General features: G+C 60.8%; 10 protein-coding genes. All 10 read right to left on the bottom strand.

Going from position 1 to position 15529, the window contains the following annotated elements; translation table 11 throughout:
* Nucleotides 1-192: 192 nt before the first annotated feature.
* The 10 genes from KFE19_12500 to KFE19_12545 all read right to left on the bottom strand — a co-directional run bounded on the left by KFE19_12500 (nt 193) and on the right by KFE19_12545 (nt 15529).
* A complete protein-coding gene (locus KFE19_12500) occupies nt 193-5862 on the bottom strand; it encodes a DEAD/DEAH box helicase family protein (GenBank protein QUO37200.1) in 5670 nt (1889 codons plus the stop codon).
* 76 nt (nt 5863-5938) lie between these two features.
* Entirely contained in the window at nt 5939-6154 is a 216-nt protein-coding gene (locus KFE19_12505) for a transposon-transfer assisting family protein (protein QUO37201.1), read from the bottom strand.
* Between the two features lies 1 nt (nt 6155).
* The gene (locus tag KFE19_12510) at nt 6156-9122 is read right to left on the bottom strand and encodes a DUF4316 domain-containing protein (protein QUO37202.1); all 2967 of its coding nucleotides are present in this window, start codon (nt 9120-9122) and stop codon (nt 6156-6158) included.
* A 2-nt stretch (nt 9123-9124) separates the two neighbouring features.
* A complete protein-coding gene (locus KFE19_12515; GenBank protein QUO37203.1) occupies nt 9125-9406 on the bottom strand; it encodes an immunoglobulin in 282 nt (93 codons plus the stop codon).
* Nucleotides 9403-11505, bottom strand: coding sequence for a DNA topoisomerase 3 (locus tag KFE19_12520; GenBank protein QUO37204.1), 2103 nt, complete (start codon nt 11503-11505; stop codon nt 9403-9405). Before KFE19_12520 ends, KFE19_12515 begins: the two co-directional genes overlap by 4 nt.
* A complete protein-coding gene (locus KFE19_12525) occupies nt 11486-12172 on the bottom strand; it encodes a conjugal transfer protein TraG (protein ID QUO37205.1) in 687 nt (228 codons plus the stop codon). Before KFE19_12525 ends, KFE19_12520 begins: the two co-directional genes overlap by 20 nt.
* 193 nt (nt 12173-12365) lie before the next feature.
* Nucleotides 12366-13133 (bottom strand): DUF4366 domain-containing protein, encoded by a 768-nt coding sequence (locus tag KFE19_12530; GenBank protein QUO37206.1) that lies wholly within the window; start codon nt 13131-13133, stop codon nt 12366-12368.
* Nucleotides 13123-13377 carry a DUF4315 family protein gene (locus KFE19_12535; GenBank protein ID QUO37207.1) on the bottom strand — a complete coding sequence of 85 codons (255 nt, stop codon included), beginning with the start codon at nt 13375-13377 and terminating at the stop codon, nt 13123-13125. Before KFE19_12535 ends, KFE19_12530 begins: the two co-directional genes overlap by 11 nt.
* A gap of 33 nt (nt 13378-13410) precedes the next feature.
* The gene (locus KFE19_12540) at nt 13411-15156 is read right to left on the bottom strand and encodes a CHAP domain-containing protein (GenBank protein ID QUO37208.1); all 1746 of its coding nucleotides are present in this window, start codon (nt 15154-15156) and stop codon (nt 13411-13413) included.
* Entirely contained in the window at nt 15149-15529 is a 381-nt protein-coding gene (locus KFE19_12545) for a DUF3851 family protein (GenBank protein QUO37209.1), read from the bottom strand. Before KFE19_12545 ends, KFE19_12540 begins: the two co-directional genes overlap by 8 nt.

Consider the following 15529-nt stretch of genomic DNA (forward strand, 5'->3'; position numbering starts at 1 on the left):
TTCATCCTTATTCATAACTTTTCGCCACTACCACGCAAACACTTTGGAAGTTTCCGTGTTTCGTGCCCTCCGACATGCTACACTCCCCATCGGGTTTCCCCTTTTGGATAAGTCGGGTGACGATAGGGTGCGGATTATTCCGCTTTGATACCTTGCCCTATTACTTGCTCAAGGTAAGATTATTACAGCCCCTTACGGGCGCACGGTCATGGAGTTGGAAACCGGCGTGCCGGTGGCAAAGATGACGCCCCGGCTGCCGGTGATCTCGTCCATGTAACGGCACTTGGCGAACATATCCGAGGATTTCTGCGCGTCCGTCGTAGAGAGGCCCGCCACGTTGCGCATTTTTGTGTAGAGAAAGAGGTTCTTGTAGTTGTGTGCCTCGTCCACGAACAGCCGGTCTACGCCCAGCTGTTCAAACGTCACCACATCGTCCTTGCGGCCCTCGGCTTGCAGCTTTTCCAGCCGCGCTTCCAGAGACTTTTTCGTGCGTTCCAGCTGCTTGACGGTGAACCGTTCCCCGCCGCTGGCCTCCACCTCGGCGATGCCCTCGGTGATTTCCCAAATCTGCTCATGCAGCAGCCGCTCCTGGCGTTCCTTGCTGATGGAAATCTTCTCGAACTGGGAGTGACCCATGATGATGGCGTCGTAGTCGCCGGTGGCGATGCGGGCGCAGAACTTCTTGCGGTTGTGCTTCTCGAAGTCCTTTTTGGTCGTTACCAGGATGTTCGCGGACGGGTACAGCCGCAGGAACTCCGAAGCCCACTGTTCGGTCAGGTGGTTGGGCACCACAAAGAGGGATTTCTGGCACAGACCCAGCCGCTTGGCCTCCATCGCGGCCCCCACCATTTCAAACGTCTTGCCTGCGCCCACCTCATGAGCCAACAGCGTGTTGCCGCCGTACAGCACATGGGCGATGGCATTTTTCTGATGTTCCCGCAGGGTGATGGCCGGGTTCATACCGCCGAAAACGATGTGACTGCCATCATACTCGCGGGGCCGGGTGGCGTTCATTTCCTCGTTATATTGGCGCACCAGCGCCTGCCGACGCTCTGGGTCACGCCAAATCCAGTCGCGGAAAGCGTCTCGGATGGCCTGCTGCTTTTGCGCGGCCAGGGTGGTTTCCTTGGCGTTCAGCACCCGGCGCTCCTTGCCGTCCGCGTCCTCCACAGTGTCGTAGATACGCACGTCCCGCAGATTGAGGGAATCTTCGAGGATTTTATAGGCGTTGGCGCGGCCGGTCCCGTAGGTCGAGTAGGCGGCCACGTTGTTTTGCCCCACGACATTTTTGCCGGAGATCTGCCACTCCGCCGTAAAGGGGGTGTAGTGGACTTCAATGCTGCGCTGGAGGTAAAAAGGCGTGTCGAAGGTCTCGTACATGAATTGCTGGATGTACTCCTTGTCGATCCACGTTGCCCCCAGCCGCACCTCGATCTCGGAAGCGTCCAGGTCTTTGGGCTGGGCGGCGGTCAGAGCCTCCACGTTGACCGCAAAGGCCGGGTCCTGCTCCGCTGCCCGCTGGGCCTGGCGGAGCTTGCGCCGCACGTTGCCGGACAGGTACTCGTCGGCGGTCATATAATGGGGCGTTCCGTCCGGCTCAGTCTGGCCCGGTACACGGAAGATGACACCGCGCAGCTCGTCAGCCAATTCTTCGCCGGTTTTGCCGGTGAGCTGTTCCATGTAGGCCATATCCACGCAGGCTTTTTCAGAAATGGAGACTGCCAGGGCCTCGCTGGCCGTGTCCACGGTGGTGACGGCCTCATGGGGCTTAATCGTGCGCTTGGTGAACATATCTGCCTTGCGCTCCAACCGGCCATCCTCGTCCAGTACCTCCAGCGCGCAGAGCAGATAGTAGCTGGAATCATCGGCAAAGGCCAGCCGGTTCGCCCGGTCATTGATAAGGCCGTACTTGGCAGAGAAATCGTCATAGCGGCGGTTCAGTTCGGCCATCTGCGCCCGGATGTCGGCATCCGGCGCGGCGGCGTCCATCTCCAGGTCGATGAGCCGTTGCACACAATCCCGCAGCCCCACCAACCCATTGACACGTGCTTCGGCGGTAGCGTTCAGGTCAGGGCGCACCATGCGGCTGTTTTCCCGGAAGTACACCGCGCCGTCCACCACCGTGTAGGAGTAATTCTTCACATTGGGGTCAGCCGGGAGGGATTCGTCGATGTCCTCGCCCTCGCCCAGCTCCGGCAGCGCGGCCTCCTGGTAGGTGCCGTGAATGTGCTGTACGGCGTCGTGCAGCTGATCGGCCAGCTCCAACCCCTCGATGGGGGCCACGGTGTAGTCCTGCTTGCCGTATTGGGTGCTTTCGGCGGTGGGACGGCCCAGCACCATCTCCGGGTGGTCGAGAAAATATTGGTTGACCGTGAAGCCTTCCTCGGTCCGGCCGGTTTGGGTCCAGTCCGGGGCGATGTCCAGCGGACGGTCCCGCTTTTGCAGAAACAGGATGTCGGATACCACATCGGTCCCGGCGTTGGCGCGGAAAGCGTTGTTGGGCAGGCGGATCGCCCCCAGCAGTTCGGCCCGCTGGGCTAAATACCGGCGCACGGTGGAATCCTTGGCGTCCATTGTATAGCGGCTGGTGACGAAAGCCACCACGCCGCCCGGACGCACCTGATCCAGCGCCTTGGCAAAGAAGTAGTTGTGAATGTTGAAGCCCAGCTTGTTGTAGGCTTTGTCGTTCACCTGATACTGGCCGAAAGGGACGTTGCCGATGGCAAGGTCATAGAAGTCCCGCCGGTCGGTGGTCTCGAAGCCCGCCACGGTGATGTCGGCCTTGGGGTAGAGCTGTTTAGCAATCCGGCCGCTGATAGAATCCAGCTCCACGCCGTACAGACGGCTCTCGGTCATGCTCTCCGGCAGCATCCCGAAGAAATTGCCCACGCCGCAGGACGGCTCCAGAATGTTGCCGGTACGGAAGCCCATCCGCTCCACGGCCTCATAAACGGCGCGGATAACGGCGCGGATAACGGTGGGGCTGGTGTAGTGGGCGTTGAGGGTGGAGGCACGTGCCGCCTCATATTCCTCCGGGGTCAGCAGTTCCTTCAGTTCCGCATACTCGGCGGCCCACGCGGGTTTGTCCGGGTCAAAGGCATCCGCCACGCCGCCCCAGCCTACATATTGCGAGAGAATATGCTGTTCTTCTGGGGTGGCATAGTGATTTTCCTGCTCGATCTGCTTCAGTGTGGCGATTGCTTTGATGTTGCGCCAGAACTTTTCCTTTGGCCCGCCTTTCCCCAGGTCATCGTCCAGAATGCGGAAATTCTCAGGCGGACGCTGTTCGGGCGGCGTGGGTTCGGGCCGGTCAACGTGCAGCCGCTCCACCACCACGTCATAGGGAAGTCCGTTTTTGTCGCCGGGGTAGACAGCCACCGTCTCGGAGTGGAACGCCGGTGCCTCGGCGGCTTCTTCAATGGGCTTGGCGGGTTCGGCAGGTTCTTCCACGGCGGCAGGGACTTCCATATACGGTTCATCCTGCTCCTGTACGAAGCCGTCCAGCTGGCGGGCATACAACCCGCGCAGCAGCGGCGCGACTTCATCCCAGCGGAAGAACAGCATGGCCAGCCGCTTTTCGTCCGCGTCCAGCACTTCCAGCTCAATGCCTTCGGGTATGGTGCGGTAGTCGGAGGTATCGCCGGTCTCCAGCTCCATCGTCTCGATGATGTCAGGATAGGCCCGGCTCAGCCACAGGGCGACCTCCCGGTTGCTCTTGCCGGTACGCAGCAGTTCGGAAAGCTCCGCCTTGTCCGGCGCGCCGATGAGGCCGTGGGTCAGCACGTCCCGTAGGTCCTGGTCCGCCGTGTCGGGGTTGACAGGCAGGAACTCGGTGTAAAAGTCGTTGCGGTTGTCTGCCCGCAGAAGCTGCTCGAACCGTTCCCGGCTTTCGGCCCGGTAGATGGGATAGCTCATGCCGGTGGGCAGCAGCTGCACCGTATCCTCTCGCAGTTCGGTAATCTGGTGGGCGCGGTCATCCAGATAGACGGTATCGCCCACGTTGTAGACCGGGGCGGACGGGTCGTAAGAGGTGCGCTCCGGGATAGTGCCCCGGATGGCGGCATATTCCTCGTCCGACACCGTGATGTCGATCTCATGGGTGGGTTCACCGCTGCCGATGGTGAGGGTGTCTCCCTCGCGGGTGACGGGCTGGCCGGATAAGTCCGGCACAGGCGGCTTCGATGCGGCCTCGGCCTGTTCTTCTGCCGCGACGGCCTCCACATCCCGCATGACCTGCTGGATGAACGGGTCGTTGTCCAGCTTTTCCGGGTCCACCACCTGGCCGTTCACGATCCCGCGCTCGGCCAGGACCTCCCGGATGGCGATGGGGTCGATGTTGTCAAAACGGTCCTGCTCCGCCTCGGTGTAAAACCGATCTTCCTTGATGAGCTGTGCGATCCGGCGCTGCACCTTGGGCCAGGGCACATCGCCCGCCGCGCCGTCCACCGTCACAGGCAGGGCCGGGAGGTCATCGCCGTACTCCTGCCGCAACCAGGCGGCGGTGTCCTTTTCACGGGCGTGGTCCTTCATGTAGCGGACAACTGCGTGCTTGCTCTCGATCTTGCCGTTCCATTCCTGGATGGCGGCGTCGATCTCCGCCTGGGTTAGCGCCCGGCGCACAGGTTCCGCCTGCGCAGCGGGCTTGGACATAGAAAAAGCAGAGGGCGTTTTCACACTCTCTGCTTCGTCGATATTCTGGATTTGTTCCGCTTCGGAGAGGAACAGGTTTAGGGTCAGCTGTTGATAAGCTCCGCCAGCAGAATCTCCTCCGCCTGGGCCTTGCAGGTGTTCATCAGGCCCACCCAGGCCATCGGGTCGCGGGCTTTCAGTTCCTCCGTCGCGCCCGCCGACTCTGCCAGCCGGGGCATCATCTGATCCAGACGGCTGTTCGCGGTCTCGTCGATCTCCCGAAGATGCGGGTACAGCTTCTCGCTCATCAGCAGCTGGTTGTAGAGGATGGGCCGGTGTTCTTTCAGGTACGCTTTCCTCATCCTGCCGTACTTGCCCAGGGGCTTCTCCGGCTGTTCGGACAGCTTCAGGTCGGGGATCAGGTAATCGCCGTTCCTCGTGTAAGTCAGGTTGTTCTCCATGTGTGGCACTCCTTTCCGCGCTCTTGGCGCGCTCATAGTTCTGGATGGTGACGCCGATCTGCCGCAGCACCTGCTGGTTTATCTGGCTGACCGCCGTGCCCAGCGCCCCCACGGTAGCGGGGGTATTGAAGTCGAAAATCGCCATGAAATCCTCATGGCTGAAATACTGCTCCGGCTCCAGCCCACAGCGGGACATCAGGGCGTAGGTGATGCTGACCGTGGCGGCGGATTTGAACTGCATCCCGATGTTTTCTTCATCGTACTCTTCCAAAAAGGAACCGTCAACGATGTAAAGAATGTCTTGCCGGTGGTCCGTCCAGTATTCTTCCGCCAGACCGGCAGCCACATCGGCCAGCTGCTGGGCCAGGTCTCCGCCGCCTACGTCATAGTTTCGCTCCAGCATCGCCATGACCGGCGCGGTGTGTTCCTCGTTCATCGTCCACAGCCAGGGTGTGCGGGAGTGTTCACGGGTGCCGGTGTCGGAAATATCAAACACATACCGCAGCCGGGGCCGGTCCCCGGAATCATCCACCAGGGCGATGCCCTTGGACCCGCGCCGCACATACCGGCCCATGCGGTTGTTCCACAGGTCGTACTCGGCGCAGGCGGTGGCGTCCGGGCGCTGGGCGTAGATCATCAGCTGCTCATGGAACGGATATTTGTAAAGCCGGGCGGCGGTGGTGAGAAAGCCCGCCCACTCCTGCCAGCTGCCGGTGAGCTGCCGCGCCACCTGGTCGGCCATCTGCGCATATTGTTCTGCTTTGGTTGGCATGGGGTTCTATCCTCCCTTCCTTCGGATATGAAAATGGGGCGGCACGGCGGCCGCCCCGGCTGGTTAAAACAGGGGTTTACTCGTCAAAATCCGGGTACAGCTCCAGCTCGTCAAACTCGGCGTCGGGCATGGCGCGCAGCTTGGCGAGGGTGCTGTCGGTCAGGGCCAGCAGCTCGGCCTCGTCCGCCTGCAAGTGGCCGCGCATCTCGGTCAGGGCCTCGATGGCCCCCTGGCGGGTGCCGGGGTTGTAGATGCACAGCAGGTTGGTTTCCTCAAAGGTCAAAGTGTTCATATCAGATCTCCCTTTCCGCGCTCTTTTTTGGCGCTGTCTTTTTATGTTCGGGTTTGGGCTGGCTTTTCAGCTGCTCCACAACGGATTTCTTCTTGTCCCGGTCCTCCCGGTGAGCGGCGGCAGCCAGGTCCATCAGGGAAATGGGCTGGCCGCTGCGGGCCTGCTGTTCCAGCTGGGCCACCGTCTGCTCCTTGGGGCCGTTGTTGAGAATCCCGTCGATCATGCCGTAGTCATCCTCCACGGCCATCTCTGCATTTTTCAGCGGATTGTCCGGCAGGAAGCCGGGCACCTCGGCAAAGCCGAAGCTGTCGCAGTAGTGACAGGATACCTTGCCGTCCTTCTTGATGGCAACAATGTCGCTGACGCTCATGGACGGGTGGCGGTAGTCGGCGGGGTGTTCGTTGTTGAAGCGGTATTCAAGATTGTCCAGCACGCTGCCTTTCAGGTCGCCGGGGGCCAGCGGCGCGGTGTAGACCAGATCATAATTGTCCCGCTGCACCGTGCGTCCGATGGACTTGATCCATTCCAGCCCCTCATAGCGGATGTCCCGCAGCTCATCGGTGTGCTTCACCTGGTAGATGGCAAAGCAGTCGCCCTTGTGGCCGAGGAACGCCTGTTCCCGTTCCTGCTGGTGATCCATACGCTCCTTAACCTGGGCATCGAAAGCCGGGCTTTCCTCCCATTCCTCGCGGGTGACGGCGAAGATCCCGTCATGGGCGTCCAGGTCAGTGGTATCAAAAGCCATCGCCGGATTCTCGCCCTGCTGAACCATGTAAACGGTCAGGTCCTGCGCCATCAGCTCATAGGCGCGTTCTTTAGAGAGGGGCAGAAGGTCCCCGTCCAGATAGCCGCATTTCTCCAGATCGTCCTGGGTCAGCGAGGGGTCGGGCATAGGGTATTCGTCCAGGTGCTGTTCCGGGGCGTCCGGCAGCATGGTAGTTTCCGGCGTGGTGGCTTGGGCCGCTGCCTGCATTTGTTGGACAGCCGCCTCCTGCAAAGTTTCGATCATGGACAGCGGCGCATACTGAACGGATTTGCTGCCCATGTCGTGCATCTCACAGATTTTCAGTGCGGCGGTGGACAGGGGCAGCTCCGGCGCGTCCTTCTGGCCGCCGTCCAGTTGCTTCCTGGTGGCGGCATCGTAGAGTGTGTAATCCCAGCCGGTGTCGCAGGACTGAACATGAAGATAGGTGGCTTCATCAACCAGCAACAGGGCCTCCTGGGCTTCGGTGCTGGGGGAAGGTGTGTCGGGCATTTCTTCTGCGGGCTGCTGGGGTTCAGCCTGTTCCGGCTGGGCGGTCAGGTCAATACCGCGCTCCTTGCAGATTGCTTTATAGTGCCGGTCAATATCTGTGATCAGCTCTCCGGCGGCCGTGTTGATGGTTTCCAGACTGGCCCGCAGCTCTGGCAGCGTCTTGTCCTGGCTCCAGGTGGCGATATAGCCGAAGCTGTTTTCGCCGGTTTGGATGCCGTAATACTGGCAGACGGCGTAGGAGATGCTCTCGGCCTCCACCTCCTCGGTGTTGCGGTTCTTGACAGCCTGTTTCACCGCCGTCAGATCTTCCTCCACCTCCAGCCGCCACTCAAACTGATTTTCGTCCACATAGCGCCAGTCATCCTCGGCGGCGGCCTGTTCTGCCTCTGCTTCGGTGGCGAAGTCCAGGCGATAATCGTGCTTGACACCGCCCCCACTCACCATCACGATTTTCCAGGTCGGCTCCGCCTCATACTTTTTGGGGTCGTGCAGCTTGCTGTGGGCGATCTCATGGACGGCGGCGGAAACGGTCTGTACCTCGCTCATGCCTGCTCGGATGGCGATGCGCTGCTGGTCCGGAGAGAAATACCCGTCCATGTTGGCGGCCATCGGCTCCACAGAAAGCGGCACCGGCGCGGACCGGCGCAGGGCTTCCATGAAAGCCTCGTAGTTCTGGACGTTCCCGGACAGGGAGGACGCCAGCTCCGGCAGCGGTTTCCCGTCTGTCTGGCTTACATCGAACACCTTCACCGGACGGAACATGGGAATCTCAACTTCCCGTTCCTCCATGATGATCTTGCCCTCTGCATCCAGCATGGGGGCTTTGGTGTCCGGGTCCAGTTTCTGTTCCTCGATCTTTTTCTTGAACGGTGTGGGCGCGATGATGGTAATGCCATGCTCACCGCGCTTCACATGGCGCTCAAACTGATTTTTCCACTTGTTGTATCCGGCCACCAGCGTGGCGTCCGGCTTCTGCATATAGATGAGCATAGTGTTGTTGACGGAGTAGCGGTGGAACCGGGACATCACAGACAAGTAACGCATATACTTTTCGCTCTCAAACAGCTCTTTGATGCCCTGCTCGATGCCCACCGTGATTTGCTGCAACCGTTCCCGGTTGGTGGGTTTGTCAGCCATGATTTTCACTCTCCCTTCTATGGCCGAAATTTCAGCGGTATGTTCTGCGATCCACTGGTCCTGTTCCTCGGTACTGCTGTCGAGAAAGGTGTCCAGCAGATAGCCCATGTAGTCTTTTTTCTGGACGGCCTCCAAAAAGCGCGGGTGCGGGTCCTCGTCCGGCGTCTTGGGGGAATAGTCGGCCTCCCATTTTCGGAGCAAGTGATAGTAGTCCGTCAGGACGCGCCAGCCGTGTTCTCGTTTTTCTTTCCGCACCTGCGCCTCAGATTTTTGCCGGACATAGCTTCGCCGGAGCGGGGCCTTGCTGTCATAGGAAAGGCCAAAATCCTGGGCCAGCTTCTCGGCGGCCTCCTTGGGGGACAGGTCATAGAGACGGGCGGTGAAGTCGGTCACGTCGCCGGTGGCCCCGCAGCCAAAGCAGTAGAAGTAGTCCTCGTTCAGCTTCAGGCTGGGGTGCCGGTCATCGTGGAAGGGACAGCAGGCCATGCCGCCCCGGTTGACCTCGATGCCGTACAGTTCTGCCGCCTCCCGGACGGTGACGGACTGTTTTACGACTTCAAATACGCTCTCGCCCATACTCACTTGCTGCTCGCTTTAGGGATGGGCGGCCTGTACCCGGCAGCCTTGGCCCGTTCGCTGGCGGCCTTGCGGCGCTCGGCGCTGTACGGCTCCCGCACCGACACGCAGCGTTTGGGCACTGTGAAGGTCTGGCGGTCCTTTTTCACAATCTGGTCCGGGTACTTCTCGGCCAGCCGCCGCAGCTTTTCCAGCAGGCGCGGGTCGTGGGAATAGACCTCGGCGGTGGCCTCGGCTTGGTTATAGAGGATAATCGTTTCCTGTTCATACAAACTCAGTTTCATTTGCCGCCGCCTTTCTGCCGGTCAAACTCCAGCCTGAAGTTGACGTACTGGCCGGTATCCTCCATCACCACGGTGGCGTCGTAAGTCTTGCCGCTTTTCTCGGAGTACAGCCCCGCCACATGGGCGCGGCCATCTTTCAGCAGCGCCGCCACAATGGCTTTGGTGGGCTGCTTGCGCTTGGCGGCCCACCACTTGCTGTTTTTCCAGATTGCAAATTTGCAAGATTTGTCCTGGCAGAAGAAGCCTTTTTGCATTTCTGCAATTTCGCCGCCACAGCGGGGGCATCTGCCCACCACCTCACGGGGCGGGGTGAACAGGTACTCGCTGCCCTTGATGACCTGATAGGTCCCCACCAGCTCCTTCAGCATGGCGGTGATCTCTGCCATGAAGTCCTCCAGGGCCAGCTCGCCGCGCTCGATCTCACCCAGTCGGTACTCCCACTCGGCGGTCAGCAGCGGGGATTGAAGCTGCTCCGGCAGGACGGTAATCAGGGAAATGGCATCGTGGGACGGCAGGAGCTGCACGGTTTTCTTACTCTTTTTCCGTTCCAGAAAGCCGGTGGACACCAGCTTCTCCAAAATCCCGGCACGGGTGGCAGGCGTCCCCAGCCCTTTGCGCTCGGCATCCTCCGGCATATCGTCTTTCCCGGCAGTTTCCATCGCGGAGAGCAAGGTGTCCTCGGTGAAATGCTTGGGCGGGGTAGTCTTGCCCTCCTTGACGGCGGCACCGGCGACCGGCAGCTCCTGGCCCTCGGACAGTTCAGGCAACGCCTTATCTTCGGAATTGCCGTCCTGTTCCGGCGCACTTTTCATGCTGGCCCGGTAGGCGGCATCCAGCGCCCGCCAGCCGGGTTGCTTCACCGTGCGGCCCTTGGCGGTAAACTCCGCACCGGCGCACTCCACAACAACGGCAGTTTCCGCAAAGGTATAGGGCTGGGCCACAGCGCACAGCAGCCGCAGGGCCACCAGCTCCAAAATCGCCCGTTCGCCCACCGGCAGCGCGGTCAGATCCGCCTCCCGGATGTTCCGGGTGGGAATCACCGCATGGTGGTCGGTCACTTTCTTGTCGTTGATGACCGCCGCTGCATCGCAGGAGATGGCGATACCCTTGCGGAACGGCATGGCGTTGGCAACCAGATTCACCAGCACCGGCAGGCCCTCGGTCATATCCGAAGTCAGATAGCGGCTGTCCGTCCGGGGATAGGTGCAGAGCTTCTTTTCATAGAGGTTTTGCAGATAGTCCAGCGTCTGCTGCGCCGTGAACCCCAGCAGGCGGTTGGCGTCCCGCTGGAGGGTGGTGAGGTCATAGAGGGCGGGCGGCTTCTCAGATTTGTCCCTGCGCTCCACCTGTTTGACTGTCACCGTGCTGCCCTGGCAGGCAGTTTTCAGCTGTTCGGCATCGGCTTTTTTGTCCATGCGGGCGCTGGCAGCGGTAAAACCGGGCAGGTCCAGCGCCACAGAATAGAACGGCACCGGCTTGAAAGCGTCGATCTCAGCCTCCCGCTGGACGATGAGGGCCAGCGTCGGGGACATGACGCGGCCAATGTTGAGGGTGCGGTGGTACAGCACCGAAAACAGTCGGGTGGCGTTGATGCCCACCAGCCAGTCGGCCTTGGCCCGGCAGAGGGCTGCCTGGTGCAGCCCGTCATAGTCCGCGCCGGGCCGCAGGTGTGCAAAGCCCTCCCGGATGGCGGAATCCTCCATGCTGGAAATCCACAGCCGTTTCATGGGCTTCTGACAACCCGCCAGACAGTAGACCGTGCGGAAGATCAGCTCGCCCTCGCGCCCGGCGTCGCAGGCGTTGACCACCTCTGTCACATCATCTCGACGCAGCAGGGTGCGCAGCACGTCGAACTGTTCCCGCTTATCCTTGGCGATGGTAAAGCGCCAGGACTCCGGCAGAATGGGCAGGTCATCGTAGCGCCACTTGGCGTAGTCGGGGTTGTAGGTGGCGGCATCTGCCAGCCCGGCCAGGTGCCCCAGGCACCAGCTCACCAGCCAACCGTTGCCCTCTAAGTAGCCGTCTTTGCGGGTGGCGGCCCCCAGCACGGCGGCCAGGGATTTTGCCACCGAGGGCTTCTCAGCGATCACAAGGCGCATCTTCCTCAACCTCCATTTCTTCGTTGGATTTTTTCAGTTTTCTGGAAACGCTGTTGCCATCGTCCAGAAGGCAGTCATAGCCGACGTTGTAATCATAACGGTACAGCTTTCCCAGCAGGTCGTTGATGATGACCCGGCAGGCCAGCAGCACACGCTCCTTATCCACCTGCATGAGCTGGTAGCGGCGGTAATCGCTGAAATATTCCTCGCGCTGGCGGGTCCGGGCGGCGGTTTCCTCCATCAGAATGTCAATCACGTCCTTGTCGCCGTCCTCTTTCGCGCCCTCGGCGTAGTTCAGCATCTCCATCACCATCGGGAAGCTCTGCTCATCCATCGGGGCTTCCTCTTTGAGATAGCCGATCAAGGCGCAGAACAGGAACCTGGCCGCTGTCTGCTCCGGCTCGGTCAGGGCGGAAAGGGTTTCCTGCCCACTGGGCAGAAGTTTGTTGCAGACAAAATCGCGGACCTCGCCGCGGAACAAGTGGCGGATGGCGTCGATAGACAGCGGCGGTTCAGCGGGTTCGTCCTCCACCTCAAATTCATAGGGGTCTTTCTGGCCCGGTTTTTTGCGCACCTTGGCGAGCGCCGTACAAATGATGTCGCCGCCAAAGTAAACGCCGAAACAGATCAGGTCGAACACAATGAGAAATTGGATAAAATCATTCATTTTGCTTTTCTCCTTTCACGCAGCCAGGCAGTCAGCTCTTTGTGGCAAAAACCCACGCAGGGCTGGCCGGGGCGGTAGTTTCCACAGCCATAACAGGGGTGGCCGGGAGATAAAGAGGGAGGGCGGGAAGCTGCCTTCCCGCCCTCCGGCCTGCGTGTCATCATGGGTTCAAAGGGGCTGTCGGTGAACCGGGTCATTTGGCCGGGTTCTCGCTTTCCTCACCGCCGCCCCCGTCGGCGTCCTCCGGCTCAGTCTCCCAGGTCTCATCCTCCGGGAGTTCCTCGTCCTCGCCGTAGTCGTAATCATCCAGGTCATCGCTGCCTTTGGTCTTAGGCTTCTGCTTGATGAATTTGAAGTAGACCAGCGCACCGATGCCGCCCAGCACAGCCAGTACCACCAGCAACATCGTCGGGTTCAGCCCTGCCGGTTCCTGTTCCGGCTCAGTTTCTGCCTCCGGGTCAGGGGTGGGTTCCGGTTCCTGGCCCGTACACTCTGCCATGTTCACGGCGCACACCGGGCAGGCCGTGTCCACCGCACCGGCGGCGCATTTTTCCGTGCAGTTGCAGACAGCGGGCGTTTCCTCCGTAGTCTCTCCGTCCTCCATCAGCGCCATCAGGTCGGCCTCGTCCACCTGGTTTAAGAAGTGGACGGCGGTTTCCTTGTCCTCGTTGGCACGGTCGATGAGGATATAGAAGTAGTTGCCCGCCTTGGTGGTGACGGTGATGAGCTGCTTGTTGCCGCCAAAGTCATCCACCAGGGCGGCGTTGCCCTCCGGGGTCAGGGGCGGGCTGTCCTCGGTTTCCTCCACCACCACGTTGCTGTCGTTGGTGGCGTCCGCAGCCGGTGTGGCCGTGGGCGCAGGGTCGGTGCCCTGGGCAAAGGCGGTCACAGAGAAGCCGCCCATCAGCACCAGGCAGGTGCAAAGGGCGGCAAGGGTTCTACAAATTTTCTTATTCTTCATGGGTCATATCCTCCTGTTCGGGATCGGCGGGAACCGCGTCCCGGCCGGGCACCATGCCGCCAGACAGCATGGCGGACAGCTGGGCCGGGGTCATGCGCACAGCGCGCACCATCTGGACGATCTCCAGATTCTCCGCCTCGGTTTTCTGCGCTTCCAGGGCCTTCAGCTTTTCCTGCTGTTCCGCGATCTTCTCGCGGGTCTTGGCGATCTCCTGGTCAATGCGCTCGATTTTGTTTTTAGCCATAGTCAAATCACTCCTATTCTTCATAAAAATTTGTCACCAGTTCATCAAGCCGTAGCCCTTGATGCACTCGTAGGTCAGGGAATAACTCTTGATTTTGCAGGCGTCGCCGGAATTACCCTCTACGGTGTAAACCCGGCTGCCGTCGGTGCCCACTACGATGCCCACATGGTCGGCGCTGCCATCCAAGTCCCAATCGAAGAAGATAGCGTCGCCTGGGGCGATGTTGGCGTAATCCCGCCCGCCCCATTGTCCGTGCGACTGGAACCAGGGGATGCCCTGGGACTGGCAGGCGGCAAAGCGCGGCTCGGAAAGGCCCATCTGGCCGTAACACCAGGACACGAAGCAAGCGCACCACTCCACGCGGGAATTAAAGCCGTACCAGCTCCAATAGGGCTGGCCGCCCACGTTGCCCACCTGGCTTTTGGCGATGTCCACCACCGCCTGATTGCCGGGACGGGTGCCGTTTACGAACTCCACACCGGCCAAACTCTCGGAATCGCTGGTGTCGGCGGAACCACCGCCGAAGATCAGCGGCTTGTTGCCCAGCGTCTGCCGGTACACCTGGTACATTTCCAGTTGTTCCGCTGTCAGCAGCTCCGAAGCCACAGAGGATATGGGCTTGCTGGTGAGGGTGACATTTAAGATGTAGTAGTTGTAGGGCACCTCAACGTCATATTCGTTGCCCTCGCTGTCCGTCCGGGTTTCAGTGCGGTAGCGCACCTCCACTTCCTCGGTCAGCGTCAGCTCATACTGTGCCGCAAACACCCGGTCCAGCTCGGCCTGGGCGCTCGCCTGCGTGTAGCCTTGCAGCACGGCGGACAGATAGGCCGCCAGCTCATGGGGGTCATGGCCGATCATATCCAGGTCATAGCGGTACTCGTCATACCCTGGGTGGCTGCTCTCGATGTTGTCGATCTCGGCTTGCAGCGCCGCCTCCTTGGCGGCATAGTCGGCCTCCACCGCCACCAGCTCCGGGTCATCGGAGGGGTAGGTGGTGCCGGATATGGCTGAACCGATGCTCTGTGCCATCATGGAGCAGGAGGACATGGTGTTGAGCAGCAGGCAGACGATCAGAAACAGCGCCAGGGCGATGCCGAAGCCTTTCTTGTGACGCATCACATAGGCCCCGGCCTGCTGGGCCTTCTCCTTGACCGTCTTGGCCGCCTTGCCGGTGGCCTCCGCAGTCTTGGCGGTATTCCCGGCAGCCTGACCGGCGCGCTTGGCGGCGGCGTACTGCTTTTTAATCTGCTGTTTCTGCTGCCAGCGGGAAATGGGGTTGCTGGCAAGCTGGGGGTTCTCCTGCAAAGACTTCTGATACAGGGCGTTCACGTTGGCCTTTTCCAGCCGCCGCTCCGCCTGGGCCGCCTTGCGGTAGGGTTTCAGCTTATGGCTGCGGTAGCCCTCCTGCACCAGATGTACGCCGGTCTCCACCGCTTCCTCGGACTTGTGGGCGCTCTCCACGCCCACATTGTCCTGTTCAGTCTCCCGGATTTCCTTGTGGATTTTCCCCGTCACAGCGTTGGCGGGCGCATCTCGCACCGCATGAGACAACTTGGAGGGCGGTTTTTTCTTATCCACTTCCTCAAATTTGAGACGGACGGTTTTCTTGCCGGTGGCCGGGTCCACGACCGTTTCCCTGGTCTTGACCGTTTTTTTCGGGATTTTGGCCTGCGCCTTATCCGCTTTGGCGGCGGCCTTCTCCGCCTTGCGGATGGGCTTCTCCAGCGCCGGGTCAGCCCGTTCCTCGTCCGTAAAGCGCAGGCGCGGTTCCTTAGTCAAACCATTCCCCCAGCATCAGGGAGGCCATCATGTAGCGCAGTTCCACATAGAGAACCAGCCCCAGGGGACCGCCGGAGGGATGCCGGAGCAGATGGGCGTAGATCTGCGCCACCAGATTCGCCAGCAGCTCCATCTGGTCCCCCTCAAAGATGATGACGCTGGGGGCATCGGGAACGCCGTTCACGGCGCACCAGATTTCCGTCAGGCGCAGCAGCCCGGCCTCGCCGTCCCCGGTCAGTTCCGCCGCCTGATTCGCCGCCGTGCGGGTCTCACTGACAGCATCCGCCAGTTCGGTAAGCAGGTTGGCGCGCTGTTCGTCCTGCGCCGCCTCAAAAAACATCATAGAATTCAGTTCACAGGTATTGGGTTTCAT

It is taken from the genome of Dysosmobacter sp. Marseille-Q4140 (assembly GCA_018228705.1).
Taxonomy (GTDB): Bacteria; Bacillota; Clostridia; order Oscillospirales; family Oscillospiraceae; genus Oscillibacter.